The organism is Streptomyces sp. NPDC050703 (assembly GCF_040654435.1).
Taxonomy (GTDB): Bacteria; Actinomycetota; Actinomycetes; order Streptomycetales; family Streptomycetaceae; genus Streptomyces.
This window is the reverse complement of the sequence record NZ_JBFAHX010000068.1, coordinates 1-20,235: the sequence shown is the minus strand read 5'-3', so window position 1 is coordinate 20,235 and position 20,235 is coordinate 1. Positions and strand designations below refer to the sequence as shown.

The 20,235-nt window shown below is 72.7% G+C and carries 15 protein-coding genes and 1 pseudogene; 4 read left to right on the top strand and 12 right to left on the bottom strand.

The features are described 5' to 3' along the window. The first annotated feature begins 71 nt into the window (after positions 1–71). The 3 genes from AB0I16_RS34335 to AB0I16_RS34325 are packed head-to-tail and all read left to right on the top strand — an operon-like array spanning position 72 to position 3,713. On the top strand, positions 72–1,748 hold the full coding sequence (locus tag AB0I16_RS34335; RefSeq protein ID WP_363253597.1) for an extracellular solute-binding protein: 1,677 nt from the start codon (positions 72–74) through the stop codon (positions 1,746–1,748). A 1-nt stretch (position 1,749) separates the two neighbouring features. Beyond that, entirely contained in the window at positions 1,750–2,790 is a 1,041-nt protein-coding gene (locus AB0I16_RS34330) for an ABC transporter permease subunit (RefSeq protein WP_363253596.1), read from the top strand. Continuing rightward, positions 2,787–3,713, top strand: coding sequence for a carbohydrate ABC transporter permease (locus AB0I16_RS34325; protein WP_363253595.1), 927 nt, complete (start codon positions 2,787–2,789; stop codon positions 3,711–3,713). Before AB0I16_RS34330 ends, AB0I16_RS34325 begins: the two co-directional genes overlap by 4 nt. Positions 3,714–3,749: 36 nt before the next feature. Here AB0I16_RS34325 and AB0I16_RS34320 read toward each other — a convergent pair whose 3' ends face one another. Together AB0I16_RS34320 and AB0I16_RS34315 are read right to left on the bottom strand one after the other, a co-directional pair. Further along, positions 3,750–4,757: a LacI family DNA-binding transcriptional regulator gene (locus AB0I16_RS34320; protein ID WP_363253594.1), complete on the bottom strand. Its 1,008-nt coding sequence runs from the start codon at positions 4,755–4,757 to the stop codon at positions 3,750–3,752. A gap of 163 nt (positions 4,758–4,920) precedes the next feature. Beyond that, entirely contained in the window at positions 4,921–6,294 is a 1,374-nt protein-coding gene (locus AB0I16_RS34315) for a glycoside hydrolase family 6 protein (RefSeq protein WP_363253593.1), read from the bottom strand. Between the two features lie 510 nt (positions 6,295–6,804). Between AB0I16_RS34315 and AB0I16_RS34310 the strand changes: the two genes are divergently transcribed. Then, positions 6,805–9,177, top strand: a complete 2,373-nt coding sequence (locus AB0I16_RS34310; RefSeq protein WP_363253592.1) for a xyloglucanase — start codon at positions 6,805–6,807, stop codon at positions 9,175–9,177. Positions 9,178–9,237: 60 nt separating this feature from the next. Here AB0I16_RS34310 and AB0I16_RS34305 read toward each other — a convergent pair whose 3' ends face one another. The 10 genes and pseudogenes from AB0I16_RS34305 to AB0I16_RS34260 all read right to left on the bottom strand — a co-directional run. Further along, on the bottom strand, positions 9,238–10,572 hold the full coding sequence (locus AB0I16_RS34305) for a sugar ABC transporter substrate-binding protein (protein WP_363253591.1): 1,335 nt from the start codon (positions 10,570–10,572) through the stop codon (positions 9,238–9,240). A 105-nt stretch (positions 10,573–10,677) separates the two neighbouring features. Further along, complete coding sequence (locus AB0I16_RS34300; RefSeq protein WP_363253590.1) at positions 10,678–12,234, bottom strand: family 43 glycosylhydrolase; 1,557 nt, start codon at positions 12,232–12,234, stop codon at positions 10,678–10,680. Continuing rightward, positions 12,231–13,091: a PmoA family protein gene (locus AB0I16_RS34295; RefSeq protein WP_363253589.1), complete on the bottom strand. Its 861-nt coding sequence runs from the start codon at positions 13,089–13,091 to the stop codon at positions 12,231–12,233. Before AB0I16_RS34295 ends, AB0I16_RS34300 begins: the two co-directional genes overlap by 4 nt. Next, positions 13,088–14,299 (bottom strand): Gfo/Idh/MocA family oxidoreductase, encoded by a 1,212-nt coding sequence (locus AB0I16_RS34290; protein WP_363253588.1) that lies wholly within the window; start codon positions 14,297–14,299, stop codon positions 13,088–13,090. The genes AB0I16_RS34295 and AB0I16_RS34290 overlap by 4 nt, the downstream gene beginning before the upstream one ends. Further along, positions 14,296–15,108 carry a carbohydrate ABC transporter permease gene (locus AB0I16_RS34285; protein ID WP_363253605.1) on the bottom strand — a complete coding sequence of 271 codons (813 nt, stop codon included), beginning with the start codon at positions 15,106–15,108 and terminating at the stop codon, positions 14,296–14,298. The genes AB0I16_RS34290 and AB0I16_RS34285 overlap by 4 nt, the downstream gene beginning before the upstream one ends. A gap of 56 nt (positions 15,109–15,164) precedes the next feature. Further along, the gene (locus tag AB0I16_RS34280) at positions 15,165–16,130 is read right to left on the bottom strand and encodes a sugar ABC transporter permease (protein WP_363253587.1); all 966 of its coding nucleotides are present in this window, start codon (positions 16,128–16,130) and stop codon (positions 15,165–15,167) included. A gap of 126 nt (positions 16,131–16,256) precedes the next feature. Next, positions 16,257–18,011: an L-arabinonate dehydratase gene (gene araD / locus AB0I16_RS34275; RefSeq protein WP_363253604.1), complete on the bottom strand. Its 1,755-nt coding sequence runs from the start codon at positions 18,009–18,011 to the stop codon at positions 16,257–16,259. Further along, positions 18,008–18,910 (bottom strand): dihydrodipicolinate synthase family protein, encoded by a 903-nt coding sequence (locus tag AB0I16_RS34270; protein ID WP_363253586.1) that lies wholly within the window; start codon positions 18,908–18,910, stop codon positions 18,008–18,010. Before AB0I16_RS34270 ends, araD begins: the two co-directional genes overlap by 4 nt. Then, the gene (locus AB0I16_RS34265) at positions 18,907–19,587 is read right to left on the bottom strand and encodes a GntR family transcriptional regulator (RefSeq protein WP_363253585.1); all 681 of its coding nucleotides are present in this window, start codon (positions 19,585–19,587) and stop codon (positions 18,907–18,909) included. Before AB0I16_RS34265 ends, AB0I16_RS34270 begins: the two co-directional genes overlap by 4 nt. 129 nt (positions 19,588–19,716) lie before the next feature. Then, positions 19,717–20,139: pseudogene (locus AB0I16_RS34260) on the bottom strand (SAM-dependent methyltransferase); the annotation flags it as partial. Positions 20,140–20,235: the final 96 nt, after the last annotated feature.

Sequence of the window (20,235 nt, the reverse complement as noted above, 5' to 3'; positions counted from 1 at the left end):
ACATCGAAGCGCTTCGAAAGCCGACCGGCCGTCACCGCCGTATGCCAGGGCGCGCCACGAAGGGTTGAGCCATGACGTCGAACTCCCCCTCCCCCCGCTCCGGACCCGACCGGAGAACGTTCCTCGCCTCCTCCGGGCTCGCCGCGCTCGCCCTGGCAGGCGGGGCACCGCTGCTCACCGCCTGCGGGGGCGGCGGCTCGAAGAACGAGGGCACCACGACGGGCAAGAAGCTCAAGGACCTGCTCCCGGCGTACGTCGCGTCGCACCTCGCCGCCCCGGACATCCCCGCCGAGAACGGCTCGGCCGCGGGTTTCACCGAGGCCCTGCCCGCGGCCGAGCTCAAGACGTCCGTACCGGAGAAGCTGGGTAGGGGCGGCGAGTTCACCGTCATGGCGCCGATCTGGGGGAACGTGCCCCGGCAGGGCAACCCCTACTGGACCGCCATGGACGAGGCGGCGGGCGTCCGCGTCACGTGGCAGAACCAGCAGGGCGACACGTACGGCCAGAAGCTCGGCGCCGTCCTCGCCTCCAGCGGCGTCCCGGACGCCGTGGTGGTGCCGGGCTGGGAGCTGACCGGCAGGATACCGAGCGCCATCGCCCACAAGTTCGCCGACCTCGGCCCCTACCTGAGCGGCGACGAGGTCAGGAAGTACCCGAACCTCGCCGCCATCCCGACCGGTGCCTGGCAGCGCTCCGTCTTCGGCGGCAGGCTGCGCGGACTGCCGATGCCCGCCGCCACGACGCCGAACATCGCGTCCTTCCACCGCACGGACCTCTTCGAGGAGGAGGGGCTCGAACCGCCCACGAGCGCCCAGGAGTTCCACGACCTGTGCAAGCAGCTCAACGCGCCCAGGAGCGAGGTGTGGGCGTGCGGCGACATGACCTGGGCCGCCTGGAACATCTTCGGCGTGCTGCCGGAGAAGCCGTACTACTGGAAACTCGTCGACGGCAAGCTCGTCAACCGCTACGAGACCGACGCCTACCTCGAAGCCCTGGAGTGGTCGCGCGGGCTCTACTCCGCGGGCTTCGTCCACCCCGACGCGAAGGCCGAGACCGGCAGCGTCGGCGACCTGTGCGCCGCCGGCAAGGTGTGGATGTACTGCCAGGACCTGTCCGACTGGTACGGCAAGGCGGCCGTGCAGCGCGTGGACGACGAGAAGTTCCGCATGGAGGCGTTCGACTACTTCGCCCCCGACGGCGGCGCCCCGACCCTGTACGCGCGCCCGCCGGCCGACATGTGGACGTTCATCAGCGAGAAGGCCGACGAGAGGACCGTCCGCGACATCCTCGCCCTCGCCGACTTCACGGCGGCGCCCTACGGCTCCAGGGAGCAGCGCCTGCGGATGTACGGCGTCGAAGGCGTCCACCACACGTTCGAGGACGGGGTGCTCACCAAGAACGGCAGGGGCAACGACGAGGTCTTCTCGACCTACGAGTACCTCGCCTCCCCCGCGCCCTTCGTCGCCTACGCCGATCCGCCCGACGTGACCCGCGGCATGGTCCGGTGGCAGCAGCGGCAGGGGAAGCACACGCGGAAGCCGCTCTTCCACGGCATGATGATCACCGAGCCGACGCGGTACACCGAGCTGAACGCCGAGTTCGAGGACCTGGAGAAGGACATCGTGCGCGGCCGCAGGAAGGTGTCCGACATGCGGCGCGCCGCCGCGGACTGGAAGTCGGGCGGCGGCGACAGGCTGCGCGACTGGTACCGCGGACTCCTGGACGAGACCGGCGGCTCGGCGGCCTGAGATGGCACCCACCACGGCCCGGGAGCGCGGCGCCACGGACGGGGCGACGCCCGCCCCGCCCGGCGGACGCCCTTCCCGCGCCGCGCGCGCCCCCGGCGCCCGGAAGGCCGGTGCCCGCGTCCCGCTGCGCCACCGGCTGCGCCGCGACCGGGTCCTGCTCCTGATGGTCCTCCCGGCACTGCTGCTCCTGCTCGTCTTCACCTACGTACCGCTGATCGGCAACGTCGTCGCCTTCCAGGACTACGACCCCTACCTCGCGGACAACGCGTTCCAGGCGATGTCACAGAGCCCGTGGATCGGCTTCGAGCACTTCCGGCACATGGCCGGGGACCGCCTGTTCCGGCAGGCGGTCAGGAACACGTTCGCCATCTTCGCCATCCAGCTCACGCTGTTCTTCCCGGTGCCGGTCCTGCTCGCGCTGTTCGTCAACAGCTTCGTGCGCCCCCGCGTGCGGGCCGTCGCCCAGGCGGTCCTCTACCTGCCGCACTTCTTCTCCTGGGTGCTGGTCATCACCGTCTTCCAGCAGATGTTCGGCGGTGCGGGCCTCGTCGCCCAGGTCCTGCGGGACCACGGCCACGACGGCTTCGACCTCATGACCGACCCGGGCCTGTTCAAGTTCCTCGTCACCTTCGAGATGGTGTGGAAGGACGCGGGGTGGGGCGTCGTCGTCTTCCTCGCCGCGCTCGCCGCGGTCAGCCCCGAGCTGTACGAGGCCGCCGCGGTGGACGGCGCGAACCGCCGGCGGCGCATGTGGCACATCCAGCTGCCGGCCCTGCGCCCGGTCGTGGCCCTGCTGCTCGTCCTCCAGGCCGGCAACGCGCTCACGGTCGGCTTCGAGCAGATCCTGCTCCAGCGGGCGGCGGTGGGCCCCGCGGCCTCCGAGGTCCTCGACACCTACGTGTGGAACACCGGCCTGGACAACGGCAACTTCGGCTACGGCGCCGCCATCGGCATCGTCAAGGGAGTCTTCGGCCTCCTGATGGTGCTCGCGGCCAACAAGGCCGCCCATCTGATGGGCGAGCAGGGGGTGTACAAGCGGTGAGCGTGCTGAACCTCGGCATCGAGCCGGGCAGCAGGTCCGGACTGCGCCCGGTGTGGGAGGAGCCCCCGACCCGCGCCGGTCTCGCCGCCAAGGGCGTGGGACTGGCCCTGGTCTGCCTCGCCGTCCTCTTCCCCGTCTGGGTGGTGGTCGTCACCAGCCTCTCCTCGGTGCGCACGATCACCGAGACGGGCGGCCTCGTGGTGGTCCCGCGCGGCGTCACCCTCGTCCACTACCAGGAGCTGCTGAGCGGCGGCCAGGTGTCGCGGGCCGCGTTGGTCAGCGTGGGGGTCACGGTCGTCGGCACGCTGTTCAGCACGGTGGTGTCCGTCCTGTGCGCGTACGGCCTCTCGCGCCCGGGGTCGGTGCTGCACCGCCCGATCCTGCTGACGGTCGTGGCCACGATGTTCTTCGGCGCCGGACTGATCCCCACCTACCTGGTGGTGCAGGGCCTCGGCCTCACCGACACCTACCTGTCCCTGATCCTGCCGAGCGCCCTGAACGTCTTCAACATCCTCGTCCTGCGGGCGTTCTTCATGGGCACGGCACAGGAGCTGACCGAGAGCGCCCGCATCGACGGCGCGGGCGACCTGCGCATCCTGTGGCGGATCGTCATGCCGCTCTCGCGGGCGGTGATCGCGGTGATCACCCTCTTCTACGCGGTGGGGTACTGGAGCGCGTGGTTCAACGCGTCCATCTACCTCAGCGACCCCGACATGCTGCCGCTGCAGAACGTCATGCAGCAGCTGGTGATCAAACAGCAGCGCCCGACCGGCCTGAGCCAGGCCATCAGCACCGGGCACCTGTCGCCGCTCGCCGTCCAGATGGCCGTGATGGTCCTGGCGCTGCTGCCGGTCGCCGTCCTCTCCCCGTTCGTGCAGCGGCACTTCAAGCAAGGCATGCTCACCGGCGCCGTGAAGGGCTGAGCCCGACGAAGCCCTCCCCGGACGACGCCGTCCGGGTCAGCCGGGAGCGGGCCCCGTGCTGGCCCGAACCGTCAGCTCCGGGGCGATCAGCGTGACGTCGTCCGTGCCCTCCCCCGCCAGCTTGGCGATGATCCGCTCCACGGCCCTGCGGCCCATCTCCCCCGCGGGGATGGAGACCGAGGTGAGCCGCACGGACGCCTGGAGGGCCACCTGGTCGGGGCAGACCGCGATCACCGAGACGTCCTCGGGGACGGCGCGGCCCTGCTGGCGCAGCAGCCCGAGCAGCGGCTCCACGGCCGACTCGTTCTGGACGACGAAGCCCGTGGTGCCGGGCCGCTCGTCGAAGACGCGGGCGAGCGTGGCCGACGTCGGCCCGTACCCCGGGTCGCAGGGCCGGTGCAGCAGCCGCACACCGAGGCCGCGGGCCTTCTCCCGCAGGCCCTCCAGGGTGCGCTCGGCGAAGCCGGTGTGCCGTTCGTAGACGGCGGGCGCCTCGCCGATGACGGCGATGTCACGGTGGCCGAGCCCGGCCAGGTGCTCCACGCAGAGCGCGCCCGTCGCCACGAAGTCGAGGTCGACGCAGGTCAGGCCGGTCGTGTCGGAGGGCAGGCCGATGAGCACGGCGGGCCGTGCGCTGTCGCGCAGCAGCGGGAGCCGCTCGTCGTCCAGTTCGACGTCCATGAGGATCATCGCGTCGGCGAGTCCGCTGCCGGCCACGCGGCGCACGGCCGCCGGGCCCTCGTCGCCGGTCAGGAGCAGCACGTCGTAGCCGTGTGCGCGGGCCGATGTGGCGACCGCGACGGCGATCTCCATCATCACCGGTACGTACATGTCGGTGCGCAGCGGCATCATCAGCGCGATGACGTTGGACCTGCTGCTGGCCAGGGCGCGGGCGCCGGCGTTCGGGTGGTATCCGAGCTGCTCGATGCTGCGCTCGACGCGCGCGCGGGTACCGGTGGAGATCGACCGCTTGCCGCTGAGGACGTAGCTCACCGTGCTGGCCGAGACTCCCGCGTGCTCGGCGACCTCGGCTAGGGTGACCATGCGGCTCTCCGGTCCGTTCGGGGCGGCGCGTCGCGGCGAAACGCTTCGACGCACACCGCCCTGGCGTAGGCGCAGTCGGGCCTCGACCTTATGTGCGCGCCCACGACAAGTCCAGGGGTGAGTCGAAGCGCTTCGACTCACCCCTGGGGCTACCCGGGGAGGACTACAGCGCCGGGTGCGCGTTCTTCAGGAGCTCCTGGAACTGCGCCGAGAACCAGTGGCCCGAGACCGGCGCGTCCGGCAGGGCGCCGGACTTGTTGTGGTTGTTGCGCGGGTTGCCGTTGTAGGTGGGGTCGCACATGCGGTCGAAGCCCTTGCCCTCGTCGTTCGGGATGGCCTTGCTGGAGCCGTCGGACTCCCCCGGTGGCTTCATCCACACATAGGCGTCGATGCCCGGCTCCGGTGCCGCCTTCGGCCGCTCGCCGAGGCCCGCCCCCGCCTGGTTGCACCAGTTGCCGATGTGGATGCGGCGGTCGTAGCGGCCCGCCTCCACATAGGCGTTGACGTCGTACGTCGGGCCGGGCCCCGTGGGCCGTGCCGTGCCGCCCCAGCCGTTGCGCGAGGTGTCGATGAGCATGCCGATGTCGGAGCGGAAGCCGGTGGACACCAGCTGGTTGCGGAAGGCCTGGGCGAAGGACAGCTCGTCGGTGTAGCGGTTCCAGTCGACCCACTTCGACTCGCGCACCGAACGGCCCGCCACGGTGTCGCCGATCTTGACGTTGTCCTCCTTCAGGGCGCTGTAGTTGGCGGTGTTGGTGATGAAGCCGTGCACGTCGTCGACGGTGGCGCCCTCGGCGGTCGCGGCCTGGCGGAAGACCTGCGCCGACGCGGCGAAGTTGTCGTCCCAGCCGATCCAGCCGTGGTGGCCCGCGTCGACGTAGTTGTAGACGTTCGGGGCGTCACCGAGCTTGTTCAGCGCGTAGCCGACGCCCTTGACGTAGTTGCCGTTGGCCTTCATCACGTCGCACTCGGGCGTGGCGGTGGGCCGGCCCGCGGTGTTGGTGACGAGGTTGGGCAGGGAGTCGATCTCGACGGTCGTGACGACGCGCAGGTTCGCGTACTTGCTGTCGGCGAGGATGGCCGCGATCGGGTCGATGTACTCCTTCTTGTAGCGGTCGATCTCGGTGGGGCCGAGTTCGCCGTTGGAGGCGAGGGCCGCGCAGTCGCGCCCCGGCAGGTTGTAGATGACGAGCTGGACGAGGTTCGCGCCCTGCTGGAGGGCCGTGTCGAGGTGCTGGCGCAGGCCCATCTTGCCGGTGCCGCCCCTGATGGCGGCGATCCGGTCGAGCCAGACGCCGGTGGGCTGGCCGGAGACGGCCCGGCCGCCCGGCTCGGCGGCGGCCTTCGCGGACCACTCGGGGTTCACGTACGGCTTGGCCCCCGCGTAGGGGTTGTCGACGCGAGCGGCCGCCGCCGCCGGGCTCGCGCCGGTGAGGGCGGCGGCGGTACCGCCGCTGACGGCGAGCACGGTGGACAGGGCGAGCACCAACGTGCGCGATCTGCGGTGCGTGCGGGTGCGGGGTCGGTTGCGGCTCATGTCTGGTCCTGCCTCTCAGGTGTCGAGGGCGCGCGGGTGGTCGCGCGGCCCGGTGCCGAACGGAGCGGGTGCGCCGTCGTGGGAGCGGATCAGGGCCGGGCCCGGTGAGCGGTCCCGGACGTCAGGTGTCCCCGCCGGTCCCGCCCGCCGCCGGCGGGATCTTCGCGGCGGCGGGGGCGAGGGTGCGGTTCCAGCGGGTCTCCTCCGCGCGGGCGTTGATGCCGTGGAGCGGGGCGGGCGGAACGGGCGGGGCGGGCGCGGGGGGTATCGGGTCACGAGCGGCTCCTCGTCGGTCCGTCGGTCCGTCGGTCTCCGGTGCCGGTGCCGGACCGGCTCTGACGGTCAGTCACCGCAGGGTGCGGGAAAGGTTGCCGCGTCCCCCGGAAATCTCCTCTCGTCTCAAACACGTCCGTACGGCGACTCCGGGCACGCGAGACGTCTTGACAACCTCCCGTGGCCGCCCCGACCTTGGGAGCGCTCCCACACCGCTGTCGTGCGAAGGGACCCCCCATGCCCCCTGCGCTCCGCGCGCACAGAGCCCGCGCGCTCCCCGCCCTCATCGGCCTGCTCGCCGGGCTGCTCGCCGGTGGCCCGGTGGCGACCGCCGACGGCCACACCGCCGACGGCCACACCCCCGGCGCCGCACCGGCCGCCGTGACGTACGGCCTCGACGCGGCGGGACGGAAGACCGCGAAGTACGACTGGAAGAACGTGCGCGTCGACGGTGGCGGCTTCGTCCCCGGCATCGTCTTCAACCGCTCCGAGCCCGGCCTCGCCTACGCCCGCACCGACATCGGCGGCGCCTACCGCTGGCAGGAGGCGTCGAAGTCCTGGAAGCCGCTCCTGGACCAGGTCGGCTGGGACGACTGGGGGCACACCGGGGTGGTGAGCCTCGCCTCCGACTCCGCCGACCCCGACCGGGTGTACGCGGCCGTCGGCACCTACACCAACGACTGGGACCCCGGCAACGGCGCCGTGCTGCGCTCCGCCGACCGCGGCGAGACCTGGCGCAGGGCCGACCTGCCCTTCAAGCTCGGCGGCAACATGCCGGGCCGCGGCATGGGCGAACGCCTCGCGGTCGACCCGCACGACAACGACGTGCTCTACCTGGGGGCGCTTAGCGGCAAAGGCCTGTGGCGCTCCACGGACGCGGGAGCCACCTGGAAGCACGTGTCCGACTTCCCCAACCCGGGCGACTTCCGGCAGGACCCCGGCGACACGACCGGCTACCACAGCGACAACCAGGGCATCGTCTGGGTCACGTTCGACGAGTCGACGCGGGCCCCCGGCGGCGGCAGGACGCAGACCGTCTACGTCGGTGTGGCCGACAAGGCCAACTCGGTCTACCGGTCCACCGACGGCGGCGGCAGCTGGTCGCGCGTGGCGGGCCAGCCGACCGGTCTCCTGGCCCACAAGGGCGTCCTCGACGCGGAGAACGGCTACCTCTACGTCGCCTACAGCGACCGGGCGGGGCCCTACGACGGCGGCAAGGGGCGGGTCTGGCGGTACGCGACGCGGACCGGCGAGTGGAAGGACGTCAGCCCGGTCGCCGAGGCCGACACCCACTACGGCTTCAGCGGCCTGACCGTCGACCGGCAGCGCCCGGGCACCGTCATGGTCACCGGCTACAGCTCCTGGTGGCCCGACACCCAGATCTTCCGGTCCAGGGACAGCGGCGGCCACTGGACACGGGCATGGGACTACTCCTCGTATCCCACGCGCGAGAACCGCTACACCATGGACGTCTCGTCCGTGCCCTGGCTCTCCTGGGGCGCGCGGCCCGCGCCGCCCGAGGAGAGCCCGAAGCTGGGGTGGATGACGGAGTCCCTGGAGATCGACCCGTTCGACTCCGACCGGATGATGTACGGCACGGGCGCCACCGTCTACGGCACGGAGAACCTCACCGCGTGGGACACCCCCGGCGCCAGGTTCACCATCACGCCCATGGTGAGGGGCCTGGAGGAGACGGCCGTCAACGACCTCGCCGCTCCCCCGTCAGGGGCGCCCCTGCTCAGCGCGCTCGGCGACGTCGGCGGCTTCCGGCACACCGACGTGACCAAGGTGCCGCCGCTGATGTACACCTCACCGGACTTCACCTCCACGACGAGCCTCGACTACGCCGCGGCGAGGCCGGACACGGTCGTACGGGTCGGCGACGCCGAGACGGCGCCCCGCGTCGCCTTCTCCACGGACAACGGCGCCACCTGGACCGGCGGCCGGGAGCCCGCGGGCGTCACGGGCGGCGGCACGGTCGCCGCGGCGGCCGACGGGAGCCGCTTCGTGTGGAGCCCGCAGGGCGCGGGCGTGCACACCGCCACAGGGCCCGGCTCGGCGTGGACGGCCGCGGAGGGCATCCCCCGGGGCGCGGTGGTCGAGGCGGACCGGGTCGATCCGAAGAGGTTCTACGGCTTCGAGTCCGGCACCTTCTACGTCAGTGCGGACGGCGGGAGCACCTTCACCGCGAAGGCGTCGGCCGGGCTGCCCGCCGAGGGACCGGTGAGGTTCCAGGCCGTGCCCGGCGAGCGGGGGGACATCTGGCTGGCCGGCGGCAGGAGCGGAGGGACGTACGGGCTGTGGCACTCCACGGACGGCGGAAGCAGCTTCACCGAGGTCGGCGGCGTCCAGGAGGCCGACACCATCGGCTTCGGCAAGGCGGCGCCCGGCGCCTCGTACCAGACGCTGTACACCAGCGCGCGGATCGGCGGCGTACGGGGCGTCTTCCGCTCCACGGACGCGGGCCGGAGCTGGGTGCGGATCAACGACGACCGGCACCAGTGGGGCTGGACGGGGGCCGCCATCACCGGCGACCCGAGGGTCTTCGGCCGGGTGTACGTGGCGACGAACGGCCGCGGCATCGTCTACGGCGACACCGCGGCCGGATGACGGCTCGTCAGCAGGGCTTGGCCGCCCCCGCGCGGTGGCCGACGGGAGGGCGTCCCCCGGTCACTGGCGCTCTTTCCTCCACTCGGCCTGCGCCTCGTCGAGCTGCTCGGCGAGGGAGTCGAGGAAGTCCTTGGCCGACATCTTGCCGAGCATCACCTTCTGGAGGTCCGGCTCGTTCTCGGCCTTGCTGATGGTGTTCCAGTCGGGCAGGTAGTAGGGCAGCTGCACGATCTTCAGGGAGCCGTCGTTCAGGGCCTCCGCGGCGAGCTTGGTGGGCTCCGCCTCCTTCACCCACGGGTCCTTGGCGGCCTCGGTGTTGGCGGGGATGGCGCCCGCCGACTCGTTCCACTTGCTGTTGGACTCGTGGGACGCGGCGAACTCGATGAACTTCCAGGCCGCCTTCTTGTTCCTGCTCGACTTGAACAGGCCGAGCCCGTCGACGGGGTTGGACACCTGGACGCGGACGCCCGCGCCGGTCGTCGGGTTGGGCAGGCCGCGGAACTTGTCCTCGCCGAGCGCCTTCACATGGTCCTGGTAGGAGCCGAGGTTGTGGCTGAGCATGCCGATCCGGCCGCTGTCCCACTGGGCGACCATCTTGGTGAAGTCGTTGTTGAGGTCGGCGGACGGGGTGGCCTTGTCGTAGAGGGAGACGTACTTCTCCAGGGCCGCCACGTTCCTGGGGTCGTTGACGGTCGTCCTGTCGCCGTCCCAGAAGTCACCGATGCCGGACTGCCCGTACATCGCGTCCAGGGCCTGCGCGATGGAGCCCTCGCCGCCGCGGATGGTGTAGCCGAAGCGGTTGTCGTCCTTGTCGGTGAGCTTCTTCGCGGCCTCGTAGAACTTCGGCCAGGTGGTGGGCGCGTCGAGGCCCGCGGCCGCGAACAGGTCCGTGCGGTAGTACAGGACGCCGTTGCTCGCGGAGGTCGGCACGGTGTACAGCTCGACGCCGCCGCCCGCCGAGCGCACGCTGTCGACCATCGCCGGGCTGAGCTGTCCCTTGAGCGGGCTCTTGTCGACGCGCCTGTCCAGCGGTTCGAGGGCGTCCTGCGCGGCGATCCCGGCGAGCATGGCCGCGCCGACGCCGCCGACATCGGGGAGGCCGCCACCCTGGATCGCCGTGTCGTACTTGGACTGGACGTTCTCCGCGGGCACACCGACGTACTTGACGTCGATGTCGGGGTTGGCCTTCTCGAAGTCCTTGATGATCTCCTGCCAGATGCCCTGCCGGACGGCCGTGTTGTTGTCCCAGAACACGATCCGGCCCTTGCCGCTGCCCTCGCCGCCCTTGTCCCCGGCCGCCCCGCTGCCGTCGTCACCGCAGGCGGTGGCGGTCAGCGCGAGGACGGTGGTCAGGGCGAGCGCGGCGGTGGCGCGGCGTCTGCTGCTCATGGTCATGGCTGCGGCTCTTTCCTCGTGTGGTGTCGGGCTGTGCTGTACGGGGATGACCGCGGGGGCGGTGGACCGCGCCTCGTCGGGGCGCGGTCCGCTCGCCGTGCCGCGTCAGTGCGTGATGCGGAAGCGGGTGAACAGGGCGGTGCCCGCGGGCCCCCGGCCGTCCTCCGCCACCGCGAACAGGCCGAGCAGGGCGCCGACCCAGCGCCACGGCGTCGCGGCGAAGACCGGCCCCCCGGTGGGCTCGAAGCCGCCGCCGGTGTCGGCGTGGAAGCGGCATTGCGCCCCGTGCGTGACGTCGATCCGCAGCCTGGCCGTGCCGTCGGGTGCCGGGCGCGGTGGCGCGGCGTCCCGCTCCGGCTCCGCGCCCGCCTCGGCGAAGCGGTGCACGAGACGGGCGGTGCCGTCCTCGCCCCGCTCCAGGCCGATCCAGGAGTAGGCGTCGCCGAGCACCGCGAGCCCGGCCCGCGCCCCCGGCGCCCCGGCGTCGAGGCGCAGCTCCACCTCGACGGAGCAGGGCCGCAGCGGCAGGCGCTGGGTGAGGTTGTGCGGCAGGGCGCGCAGGTCGTGGGCGCGCGCCGACCTCAGGCAGGTGAGGCGGAGCCCGTCCCCGGCGTGCGTGGCGGCCCACCCGGCGCGGGGGTTGGCGGTCCACTGCCACTGGGGGCCGTGGCGGCCACCGGGGAAGTCGTCGTCGGCGGCGGGCGCGGAGCGGGGCTGCGGCGGCAGTGCCGGCTTGGGGTGTACGTCGACGGGGGTGCCGTCGACGCCGAGCACGGGCCAGCCGTCGGCGTCCCACCGCATCGGCTGGAGGTGGACGACCCTGCCGTGGGCGCCGCGCTGCTGGAAGTGCAGGAACCAGTCCTCGCCCGCCGGGGTGCGCACCCAGCCGCCCTGGTGGGGGCCGTTGACGTCGGTGCCGCCCTGCTGGAGGACGACGCGCTGCTCGTAGGGCCCGTGGAAGCGGCGGGACCTGAAGGCGCCCTGCCAGCCGGTGGCGACGCCGCCCGCGGGCGCGAAGATCCAGAACCAGCCGTCGTGGCGGTGGAGCTTGGGCCCCTCGATGGTGAACCAGCCGGGTATCCGGTCGCCGTCGACGATCACCTCCCCCTCGTCGAGCAGTCCGCGCCCGTCGGGGCTCATGCGGTGACCGGTGAGCCTGTTCTTGACGCCCGACCGCGACTTGGCCCAGGCGTGCACGAGGTACGCGGTGCCGCTCTCCTCGTCCCACAGGGGGCAGGGGTCGATGAGCCCCTTGCCGGCCTTGAGGAGGTGCGGCCGGCTCCAGGGCCCGCGGACCGAGGTCGAGTTGATGTGGTAAACGCCGTGGTCGGGGTCGCCCCAGAAGATCCAGAACCGTCCGTCGTGGTGGCGCAGGGACGGCGCCCACACCCCGCAGTCGTGCCGGGGCGCGGTGAACGCCTCCGCCGGTTCGACGCGGTCGAGGGCGTGGCCGATCAGCGTCCAGTTGACGAGGTCGCGGGAGTGCAGCAGGGGCAGGCCCGGGGCCCGGCCGAAGCTGGACGCGGTGAGGTAGAAGTCGTCGCCGACCCGCAGGACGTCGGGGTCGGACCAGTCGGCGGCGAGGACGGGGTTGCGGTAGGTGCCGTCGCCGAGGTCGCCGGTCGGGCCGGTGGCCGAGGCCGCGCGGTGGGGCCCGCTCATGCCGTCACCGCCTTGCGGACCAGGGCCGCCGCCTCGCCGCGGTCGAGCGTGCCGTCGGCCACGACGGTGACGACGCGGCGTACGACCGTGTCGCCCGCGGCGACGGGCAGCCGGTCGGCGGACGCCAGCGAGGAGCCGACGCCGGGGTACGCGGCGGCCCGCACGAACCACGGGTCGCGGCGGGTCTCCGCGGTGGCCCCGGCGAAGACCAGCGTCCAGCCGTCGCCGGCCAGCGCCAGCCACTTCGCCGGGGACGCGTGCGCGGCCTCCTCCCCGTCGGCCTCGGGGGTGAAGACGCCCGGGGGCGCCGCCGCCTTGGGGGCGCGCCAGAAGAAGCCGCCGTACGCGGCGTCGGGGCGGCCGTTGGTGGCGGGGCTGCCGATGGTCAGTTCGCCGCCGGTGGCGTTGGTCAGCGAGAAGGTGAAGTCCAGTGCCCAGGCGGTGTCGGTGAGTTCGACGGCGGCCACGGTGCGCCGCTCGCGCAGCAGGATCTCGCCGTCGGCCGCCCAGGCGATCTCCTGCACGAAGCCGTCGGGGTCCCGCAGCTTGAACGACTGGTGGCGCTGGACCCCGTGGTTGTCCAGCTCCGTCGGGCCCCGGCCGCGCACGAAGGTCCGCCCGCCCCAGAAGTTGCGCCCCGCCACGTCGGGCACGGCCACGCCGACCCCGAGGTGGTGCGGGTGGTCGGCGGGGCGCGACTCGGTGACGGGGGTCCCCGCCAGGGTGGTGACGGGGTGGAGGTAGGGCCGGGGCGCCGCGGTGCGCGCCAGCTCGGGCCGGACGGTGTAGCGCGCCACGGGGCGCCCCGCGCAGCGCAGGGCGAGGGGGCCGGGGCTCCGGTGCGGGGAGGGGCTCATCGCGTCCTCAGCTCGTCGTGGGGGTCACCGTGGGAGGGCCGAGGGTGTGGCAGGGCCCAGTCCGCCCCCAGCTCGGAGTACAGGCGCAGCGAGTCCGCCGCCACCGCCACCAGGCCGTCGATGCCGTGGACGATCCGGCGCTCGGCGTGCTCCCCCGGCGCGGCGTGCCACGCGCCGGCGGGCAGCGGTTCGGGGTCCGGCGCCAGCCGTACCGCCTCGACCACGCGCATGAACGCGCCGGTCGCCGCGGGTGGGGCCAGGAGTTCCGCCTCGCCCCGCAGGTGGTCGACGAGGTTCCGCAGGAGGTCCGTCCTGCCGTACACGGCGGGTGGCCCCGCGGCCATGGCGGCGCCGTGCCGCACCAGGACGCGGTCCTGCTTGTACCAGAAGGTGACGCGGCCCTCGGTGCCGTGCACCACGACGTACGGCTCCTCCTGGGTGTGCGCGCACAGCGTCGCGGCGACGGCGACCTCGACGCCGGACGCCGTGGAGACCCGTACGCACGAGGTGTCGTCGGACTCGATCGCGTGGGCGCGGAAGAGTTCGGTCTCCACGGCCGTGACGTCCTCGGCGGCCGTGCTGTCCGCCAGGGCGAGGGCGGTGGCCACCGCGTGGGCCAGGGGGTTGGTCAGGACGCCGTCGACCACGTCCACGCCGTCCAGGCGCCGCCGCCCCGCCCACGGGGCCCGCCGGAAGTACGCCGCGTCGCGCACCCAGGCCCCGGCCCCGCCCACGCCCGTGACCTCGCCGATCGTTCCCTCTGCGAGGAGCCGGCGGATGGCGGGCAGGGCGTGCGAGCCGAGCGACTGGAAGCCGATCTGGACGGCGGTGCCCGCTGCCGCGGCGCCGTCGGCCATCCGCAGGAACTCCGCGTACGAGGGGGCGGGCGGCTTCTCCAGGAGGACGTGGACGCCGCGGGCCGCCGCCGTGAGCGCGAGGCCGGTGTGGGTCGGGATGGGGGTGCAGACGACGGCGGCTGCGGCACCCGTCGAGTCGAGCAGCCCCGCGAGGTCGTCGGACTGCGCGACCGCGCCGAAGCCGGTCAGCTCCGCCGCCTCCAGCGGACGCAGTTCGCAGACGCCCACGAGCCGGACGTGACCGGACCGCTGGAGGCGGCGGATGTTCTCCAGGTGCCGGCGGCCGTGGCCCCGGGCGCCCGCGAGGACCACGGGCAGCGCGGGACGCGGGTCGAGCGGGCGCGCGCTCATCCCTTCACCGCCCCCGCGCTGAACCCAGTGACCAGCCACTTCTGGATGAACGCGAAGACGATGACGACGGGCACGGCGGCCACCACGCCGCCCGCTGCGAGCGCCCCGAGGTCGACGCTGTCGGCGCCCATCAGCGTGGCGAGGCCCACCGGGATCGTCTGCTTGCCCTGGTCGCTGAGGAACATCAGGGCGAACAGGAAGTGGTTCCAGCTGTGCACGAAGGCGAAGGAGCCGACGGCGATCAGGCCGGGCCGCAGCGCCGGCAGGACGACGGCGCAGAACGCGCGGAAGCGTCCGCAGCCGTCGACCCAGGCGGCCTCTTCCAGGACGTGGGGCACGTTCTTGATGAAGCCGCTGAGCAGGATCATCGACAGCGGGAGCTGGAAGACCGTCTCGGCGATGACGACGCTGGCCAGGGAGTTGATCATCCGCAGCTCGGCGAAGATCTCGAAGAGCGGTACGAGCATCAGCGCGCCCGGGATGAACTGCGAGCAGAGCAGCGCCAGCGTGAACCCGCGCTTGATCCGGAAGTCGAAGCGGGCCAGCGCGTAGCCGCCCGCGAGGGCGACGAGCGTGGTCATCACCATGGAGACGACGCCGACGAGCAGGCTGTTCTGGAAGAAGGTGGCGAAGCTGCGCTCGGTCCACACCTTGTCGAAGTGCTCGAAGGTTATGGGCCACGGCACGAGCGAGGTGGAGCCGGTGGGGCGGACGGCGAAGAGCGCGATCCAGTAGAAGGGGATCAGGGTGAAGAGCAGGTACAGCCCGAGGGGCAGGTAGATCTGCCAGCGGGGCGTCCGCCCGATCATGGTGGGCCCGGTGCCCGCGTCGGCCGCGGCCCTGCCGGGCGCGGTGAGTGTGGTGGTCATGTGTCCTGGCCCCCGAACTTGCTGAGCCGCAGATAGAGCAGCGAGCAGAAGAGAAGGATCACGAAGGCGATGGCGGTCAGCGCGGACGCGTAGCCGAAGTCGTGCGAGTCGACGGCGACGGACGCGATGCGCAGCGGCAGCGTCGTCGTCTCGCCGGCCGGACCGCCGCCGGTGAGGGTGTAGAGCAGGTCGACGTTGTTGAACTCCCAGACCGCGCGGAGCAGCGTGGAGAGGATGATCGCGTCCTTCAGGTGCGGCAGCGTGATGTGGAGGAACCGCCGCAGGCGGCTTGCGCCGTCGACCTCGGCCGCCTCGTACAGGTCCTTCGGGGCGGACTGGAGGTCGGCGAGGATGAGAATGGCGAAGAAGGGGACGCCGCGCCAGAGTTCGGCGACCACGACCGCGGGGAAGACCGTGCCGGTGTCGGAGAGCCAGGACGTCCCGTACGAGCCGATGCCGATGTCGGCGAGGTAACGCGTGATGCCGGTCTGGGAGTTGAAGATCAGCAGCCAGATCGTCGAGGTGAGGACGCCGGACACGGCCCACGGCGAGAAGACGAGGGCGCGTGCCAGGGCGCGGCCCACGAAGGTCTGGTTGACGAGGAGGGCGAGCGCGAGGCCGAGCAGCAGTTGCAGCACGATCTCGACGGCCACCCACTGGAGGCTGAAGCCGAGTGTGCGCCAGAAGTCGGGGTCGTCGGTGAAGGCGGTGACGAAGTTGTCGAGGCCCGCGAACCCGTTGCGCCACGGCTTGGTGGGGTTGTAGTGGCGCAGGCTGTAGGAGAAGACGCTGACCACCGGGTAGGCGATGAAGCCGAGCATCAGCAGGGCGGCGGGGGCGATCAGCAGGTACGGCAGGCGGCGCGGGTTCGCCCCGGCCCCCCGCCGGCGCCGCCGCTCCTTGCCGGGCGGCGGCTGCGCGGTGCTCGGCGGCGGCTTCGCCACGGCTGCGGCCTGTGCCATGACAGTTCTCCGATCCTGGGGGTGCGACGGAGAGCGGGAGGAAGCGCTTTCCGCACAGCGTTCGAGATACCGGACATGCAAGAGGGTGGGGTGGGACAAGGTACGAAGGGGTGCGGGGGCGGGGGCTCAGCCCGCGTACGGATCGGGCACGACGCCCGGCCTCGCGAGGAACGCGAAGTCGCAGCCCGTGTCCGCCTGGGTGACCTGCTCGGTGTAGAGCGCCCCGTAGCCCCGCTCGTAGCGGGCGGGCGGCGGCGTCCACTCGGCGCGCCTGCGCGCCAACTCGGCGTCGTCCACGCCGAGATGGAGGGTGCGGCCGGCGACGTCGAGGGTGATGGGGTCCCCGGTGCGGACGAGCGCGAGCGGCCCGCCGACGTGGGACTCGGGCGCCACGTGCAGCACGCACGTGCCGTACGACGTCCCGCTCATGCGCGCGTCGGAGATCCGCACCATGTCCCGCACCCCCTGCTTGAGCAGGTGGTCGGGGATCGGCAGCATCCCGTACTCGGGCATGCCCGGCCCGCCCCTGGGGCCCGCGCCGCGCAGCACGAGGACGTGGTCGGGCGTGATGCCGAGGGACGGGTCGTGGATGGTCCGCTGCATCGTGCGGTAGTCGTCGAAGACGACGGCGGGGCCGGTGTGCCGCAGCAGCCGGGGCTCGGCGGCGATGTGCTTGATGACGGCGCCGTCGGGGCAGAGGTTGCCGCGCAGCACGGCGACGCCGCCCTCGGCGGCGACCGGGTTGCCGCGGGGCCGGATGACGTCCTCGTCGTGCACGCGGGCCCCGGCGAGCTGTTCGCGCAGGGTGTCGTGGGCGACGGTGGGCCGGTCCAGGTGCAGCAGGTCGGTGATGCGCGAGAGGAAGCCGGGAAGGCCGCCCGCGAAGTGGAAGTCCTCCATGAGGTACTTCTCGCCGCCCGGCCTGACGTTGGCGAGCACCGGCACCGTACGGGCGACGCGGTCGAAGTCGTCGAGGGTGAGCCCGACCCCGGCGCGCCCCGCCATCGCGATGAGGTGGATGACGGCGTTGGTGGAGCCGCCGAGCCCGAGGACCGTGGTCACCGCGTCCTCGAAGGCGTCCGCGGTCAGGATGTGCGAGAGCCGCCGGCCGGCACGGACGAGGTCGACGATCCGCAGTCCGGACGCCGCCGCCATCCTGTCGTGCCCGGAGTCGACCGCCGGGACCGACGAGGCGCCGGGCACCGTCACGCCGAGCGCCTCGGCCGCCGCGGTGAGGGTGGCGGCGGTGCCCATCGTCATGCAGTGCCCGGGCGAGCGCGCGAGGCCGCTCTCCAGCTCGGTCAGCTCGCAGTCGCCGATGAGCCCGGCGCGGTGGTCGTCCCAGTACTTCCACATGTCCGTGCCCGAACCGAGCGTCTCGCCCCGCCAGTGGCCCGGCAGCATCGGCCCGGCCGGCACGAAGACGGCGGGCAGGTCGACGCTCGCGGCGCCCATGAGCAGCGCGGGTGTCGTCTTGTCGCAGCCGCCGAGCAGTACGGCGCCGTCCACCGGGTAGGAGCGCAGCAGCTCCTCGGTCTCCATGGCGAGGAGGTTGCGGTAGAGCATCGGGGTCGGCTTCTGGAAGGTCTCGCTGAGCGTCGAGACCGGGAACTCCAGCGGGAAGCCGCCCGCCTGCCACACCCCGCGCTTGACGGCCTGGGCGCGGTCGCGCAGATGGGAGTGGCAGGGGTTGATGTCGGACCAGGTGTTGAGCACCGCGATGACGGGCTTGCCGAGGTGCTCCTCGGGGAGGTAGCCGAGCTGGCGGGTGCGGGCACGGTGGCTGAAGGAGCGCAGCCCCGAGGAGATGCCGTCGCCGTACCACTGGCTGCTCCGCAGCTCCCGCCGCGCACCGCCCCGCTCCGCCTCGGGCCCGGTCACAGGGACCACCCCTCGACGATCGCGGCCACCTCTGCGCGCTCGGCGTCCGGCAGGAGGCTGCTCGGCGCCCGCACGTCGCGCCGGCACAGGCCGAGCGTCGCGAGGGCCTCCTTGACGACGGTGACGTTGTGCGCGGAGCCGTCGGCGGCGCGCAGCTCCTCGAAGCGGCGGATCTGCTCCCACACCTTCATGGCCAGCGGGTGGTCGCCGTCGCGCAGCGCCTCGATCATGCGCAGCGAGAGGGCCGGGGAGACGTTCACGAGCCCGGAGGTGAAGCCGGTGGCGCCCGCCGAGAAGTACGAGGGCGCGTACGGTTCGGCGAGTCCGGCCACCCATACGAAGCGGTCGAGCCCGGCGTCCCGCGCGAACCCGGCGAAGCGTACGGCGTCCGGCACCGCGTACTTCACGCCGATGACGTTGGGGCAGGCGTCGGCCAGCTCGGCGAGCCGGGCGCCCGGCAGACCCGCGTCCCGCAGATAGGGGACGACGCCGAGGCCGGGCACAGCCTCGGCGATGGCCCGGTGGTAGGCGACCCAGCCCGCGTCGGAGACGTAGGGGTGCACGGGCTGATGGACCATCACCATGCTCGCCCCGTGCTCCCCCGCGTGCCGGGCGGCGGCCACCGCGGTCGGCACGTCGTGGCCCACCCCGGCGAGCAGCACCGCGCGGTCCGCGGCCTCGGCGTGGGTCAGCTCGACGACCTCGCGGCGCTCGGCGGGCGAGAGGGCGTAGAACTCGCCGGTGTTGCCGTTCGGCGTCAGGGTGCGCACGCCGCCGTCGAGCAGCCGGCGCAGGATCACCCGGTGGGCCGCGCGGTCGACGCGGCCGTCCTCGGTGAACGGCGTCACCGGGATGGCCACGACATCGGCGAGCGCGGCGCGCTGCGTCGCGAAGCTCATGTCGCCCGCTCCTCTCCGGGGAAGGCGCGCCGTACGAACGACTCGATGTGCCGGTGCAGGGCCTCGGCGGCCCCGTCCTGGTCCCCGGCGAGGGCGAGCCGCAGGATCTGCTCGTGCTCGTCGGCCTCGCGGGCCCACGAGGGGTCGGCGGCCCAGGCCACCGCGGAGACGAGCGCGGCCTGGTCCCGCACGCCGTCGAGGAGCCGCCCGAGCAGCGGGTTGCCGCAGTCGATGTAGAGGGCGCGGTGGAACTCCCGGTTGGCGAGGGAGCGTTCGGCCGCGTCCTCGGCGGCGTCGGCCCGCTCCAGTGCCTCGCGCGCCGCCTCCAGCGGGGCACCGCGCAGCACGGTGCGGCGCAGCGCCTCCGGTTCGAGGAGCAGCCGTACGTCGTAGACCTCGCGGGCCATGGCCGCGTCGACGGTGCGCACGGACCCGCCCTTGTACTGGCTCATCTCGACGAGGCCGGTGCCCGCGAGGGTCTTCAGCGCCTCGCGCACGGGGGTCTTGGAGACACCGTACTCGCGGGCGAGTTCCGTCTCGATCAGCGGCTGCCCCGGGCTCAACTCACCAGTCAGGATGCGGTGTTTCACCGATTCGAGCACGTACTGCGTACGTGAGGGGATCGGCACCGGGGGCGGCGCGGCGGCCGTCGGTGCCGGGGTCGGGACGGACGTCATGGGCATCCTCAGATCTCACATATCGCGTCTCATATATGACGTACGAAGTACGACGCGTAGAAGCTAAGAGGGTGACCGGGGTTCGTCAACGGTTCTGACGGAACAAGCGTGATGAGCCGTCCGCGCGGGTCAGCGGGCCCGCCCCGCCACCAGCCAGCGCGCGGGCAGTTCGATGCGGCTGCCATCGGCCGCGGACTCCGTCGTGACCAGCGGGAGTTCCCCCTCGGCCAGGACGGTGAGGCCCGCCGCCGCCAGATGCCGTGGCACGGCGTCGTCCACCACCTCGGCGGGCGTGAGGCCGTGCGCGAAGACGGGGGCGAGCTTGGGCGGCGGCCCACCGGGGCCCGCCGCGAGACCGAGGAGTACGGGTCTGGCCGCCTCGGACAGCTCGACGAGGAAGGCCCTGCCGCGCTCACCGGTCAGCGTCGCGAGGGCGTCGGCCAGCGGCTGCCGGTCGGCGGGCTCGCACTGGTGGAGCACGCCGCGCATGTAGACGTCGGCGTCCCCCAGCTCCTCGTGGAGCCGCCCGGCCGCACCCGCCTCGACGGCGTCGAGCTGTATTGATCACGAGCGTTGTTGACACGGGGGTCTTGATCAAAGGCGAAGACCTCCGGTGTGGTGGAGCTGTCTAGGACTGCACCACACGGA